The 4,060-nt window shown below is 41.2% G+C and carries 3 protein-coding genes; 2 read left to right on the forward strand and 1 reads right to left on the reverse strand.

The window, feature by feature from the left end; all coding sequences use genetic code 11:
- On the forward strand, positions 1–305 hold a 305-nt coding region (locus BFM98_RS20075), incomplete at its 5' end, for a leucine-rich repeat domain-containing protein (RefSeq protein WP_139111250.1).
- 5 nt (positions 306–310) lie between these two features.
- Positions 311–2,917 carry an S-layer homology domain-containing protein gene (locus BFM98_RS20080; protein WP_066038260.1) on the forward strand — a complete coding sequence of 869 codons (2,607 nt, stop codon included), beginning with the start codon at positions 311–313 and terminating at the stop codon, positions 2,915–2,917.
- Between the two features lie 465 nt (positions 2,918–3,382).
- Here BFM98_RS20080 and BFM98_RS20085 read toward each other — a convergent pair whose 3' ends face one another.
- Positions 3,383–3,622: a hypothetical protein gene (locus BFM98_RS20085; protein WP_004224260.1), complete on the reverse strand. Its 240-nt coding sequence runs from the start codon at positions 3,620–3,622 to the stop codon at positions 3,383–3,385.
- Between the last annotated feature and the right edge of the window lie 438 nt (positions 3,623–4,060).

The raw sequence follows: 4,060 nt of genomic DNA on the forward strand, positions 1-4,060 counted from the left end.
AGACAGGTATTGGGGATTCTGCCTTTGCGTCTAACCAGCTAACGAATGTGACCATTCCTTCTAGCGTGACCAGTATTGGGGCTTCTGCCTTTCGATATAACAAGCTACCGAATGTGACCATTCCTTCTAGCGTGACCAGTATTGGGGATTCTGTCTTTTATAGTAACCAGCTAACGGATGTGACCATTCCTTCTAGCGTGACCAGTATTGGGGAGTATGCCTTTTATTATAACAAGCTAACGAATGTGACCATTCCTTCTAGCGTGACCAGTATTGGGGCTTCTGCCTTTCGTCTAACCAGCTAACGAATGTGACCATTCCTTCTAGCGTGACCAGTATTGGGGAGTTTGCCTTTTATTATAACCAGCTAACGAATGTGACCATTCCTTCTAGCGTGACCAGTATTGGGGCTTCTGCCTTTGCGTATAACCAGCTACCGAATGTGACCATTCCTTCTAGCGTGACTAGTATTGGGGATTATGTCTTTTATAGTAACCAGCTAACGGATGTGACCATTCCTTCTAGCGTGACCAGTATTGGGGGTTTTGCCTTTGCGTCTAACCAGCTACCGAATGTGACCATTCCTTCTAGTGTGACTAGTATTGGGACTTTTGCCTTTTATAATAACCAGCTAAATCAAGTTGAATTTAAAGGACAAATTTCAAGACTTAGTCAGACAGCATTTAATCACCAAGCCAAGCCAGGAGCTACTTTTCACGGATGGTTCGAGGACCAATCGTATACTACTTCATGGACATATACGGTTACAGCACCTATGATAATTTATGCAAAGTGGCCCACTTACTCAACAGGCATAGTTCTATCACCCAAAACAGGGCAACTAACTGTTGGAGGCACACAAAACTTCCAACTAATAGAAAACCTTTCGGATGGCACAACCCAAGATCAAACTGGGAATGCCCAATTTACAGTAGATGATTCAGCCATCGCCACGATGCAAGATAATGTCTTAACAGCGATTGCTCCTGGGACGGTGACCGTCAGGGCTACTTACGGCAGCACATCTGATACAGCAACCATTACGGTGAATTCAGCTCCTGTCACAACAACAGGCATTAGTCTTTCACCTAAAACAGGGCAACTAACTGTTGGAGGCACACAAAACTTCCAACTAATAGAAAACCTTTCGGATGGCACAACCCAAGATCAAACTGGGAATGCCCAATTTACAGTAGATAATTCAGCCATCGCCACGATGCAAGATAATGTCTTAACAGCGATTGCTCCTGGGACGGTGGCCGTCAGGGCTACTTACGGCAGCACATCTGATACAGCAACCATTACGGTGAATTCAGCTCCTGTCACAACAACAGGCATTAGTCTTTCACCTAAAACAGGGCAACTAACTGTTGGAGGCACACAAAACTTCCAACTAATAGAAAACCTTTCGGATGGCACTACGCAAGATCAAACGGCGAAAACCGGATTTACAGTAAGCGATCCAACGGTTGCGACGATCCAAGGAAGTACCTTAACTGCAATCGCACCCGGTACGGTGACTGTTACGGCTACTTACGGCAGTTCATTTGATACGGCTACCATTACGGTGAAGGCACCAACAACCGTACCAGAGACGACACCGGTACCACAACCAGACGACTCAGTGGAACCGATGCCTTCAGGTGTCATCCCTATTATTCGTACGGTTGAACAAGGAATCGTGCGTTATCATGCAAACGTTTTATTGGAACCTGTTCAAGTACAAGTACAACAAATGTCGAATCAAGAGGAACGAACAATTCGTCTCGTATACCCAGCAGAAACGGCGACAGTAGAAGCGATTTTACATCTCCCACGAACGGCTGGGCTCTATTTAAACAAGCAACAAACGAATCTTTTTATGCAAACAGCATTAGCACACTTGATGATGCCATCTACCGCATTTAATGGGATCACTGAGGATATATTCTTCCGCATTATGCCTGTAAAGGCACAACAACAGGAAATGATTCAGGCGAATGTGCGACAAAATGAACACATTCAACAGGCGATGCCAAATAGAGCAACCCTTTCATTGTTAGGGACACCGGTAACGATTGAAACGAATCTACAAAATCGTCCGATAACGATTACGTTACCAATTTCGGCTGCATTAACAGCAGAACAAATGGCCTCACTGGTTGTTTATATTGAGCATAGTGACGCAACAACTGAAGTAAAACGTGGTCGTATAGTAGAATTTGAACCAGGTGTGAAAGGATTCCAATTTGAAGTCGATCATTTCTCCACATTTAGCTTAGTGTATGCTTCAGAAGTGCAAGAAGAAGAGAAAGAGGAAGTAGAAACAAACCGATTAGTGCCCTACATTCAAGGGTACCCAGATGGCACATTTAAACCAAATGCTTCGGTAACACGTGCTCAAATGGCAACAATGTTAGCCCGTTTCTTAACAAATGGGAAAATTCCAACAGCCGAAGTAACTTTTGAAGATACGGAAAAGAATACTTCGAAGTATGCGATTGAGTTTGTGAAACAAGCTGGTTTATTTAATGGCACAACCCAAACCAAATTTGACCCGAATGGGACAATTACCCGTGCCCAAATGGCGGGTGTCATCGCACGCTGGGTAGATACAGTGTGTGCACAAGATGACACGAAAACGTATTGTCAAACCGCTAAGCCCGGAAAAGTCTTTTCCGATGTTGCAGCAAGCCATTGGGCTGCCTCATCGATTGAAAGAGTAAGTGCCCTCGGCATTATGACTGGAAACAGTGCGACAACGTTTAATCCGAATGGTGCGTTAACACGTGCACAAGCGGTAAAAGTCCTGAACCAATTATTTGAACGACCAACAGTAGAAAACATCACCGAATCAACATTCCGTGATGTACCGGCTAGTCATTGGGCAATCGGAGTCATTGAAGCAGCTGCAACAGAAATGACGATGAAAAAATAAGACAAAAAAGACACCTGTCTGATTGGGATTCAACTCCCATCAGATAGGTGTCTTTTTTGTAGGATAGAACGTTACCAAAGCGTCGTTTGGTAATATATCTTTAAAAATTGTTATTCAATAATATGGCCCGTTTGTGGAATACTACCTTTTTATAAAAATCCTTTGGTCTCAGTGATCCAAAGGGGTATAACTTCGCAACTTTTTTATAACTATCGCGACTTTGTTTTAAACATCGTGTCTTTTTTATAAACTTCGCAACTTTATTTCAAACCACACATTTATTAATAGGCTTTAAATTTAATATTTAATAGATGAATCCAATCACATACCACTTTTATTCCCATAGATATTTAAAGTGTTTCGCTATAAAACAAAAAACCCCGAATAGTTTTCACTTTTAAGTGTCTACAATTCGGGGCTTCAAGATGTATTCAAGGAGTAAGTTTTAAATAAGTGTAATCAATTCTAAGCAGATATTACCCAGACTTTATATCTTGTTTCCTTATCTATTGAAATCTCAGTAATTACTCTGAATTCTTTCATTTCAGCAAGTCTAAAAGCTAAGGAATAAGCTATTTTATAATCTGGTGTATCATAACCATCATATAGTCTTGCATAAATCTCATTTCCTATTGAGTCGGCCCATACATCTGCTTCATGTAAGCTATCGAAAATAATATTTTCCTTATTCCATCTAAGAGCCATCTATTTAACCCCCTATATGGAAAGTTTATGATACTCTACATTTCAGGTCAACCGAAGTAGCACTACTATTTGCACCGTTAGATGAATGTGCTCTAAAGAATAGAGTTACAATATCGTTGGCTTTAAGAGGTTGGCTTTTGCCTGTTAACATAATTTGATAATTTTTCAAACTACCATGGAAATTATAATCTGGTGCTGCTGTGTGATTTGAATACGGCGAATTAATCATAACACCATTTACAGTTGCAGTACCGATACCAACCGTTGTTGTAGGACTATATTTAGAATAAGCTGATGATCTTATGTGAAAACCCCACTGTATTGAACTGCTCCCCAAATGTTAGACACATCTAACATTTGGAGGAGCAGTTTTTATATGGCTAAATTTACATCGGAAGAAAAACTACAAGCAGCCTTACGTTACATAAAAGGCAATGA

The organism is Lysinibacillus sp. AR18-8 (assembly GCF_001705465.1).
In the GTDB taxonomy this organism is placed as follows: Bacteria; Bacillota; Bacilli; order Bacillales_A; family Planococcaceae; genus Lysinibacillus; species Lysinibacillus capsici.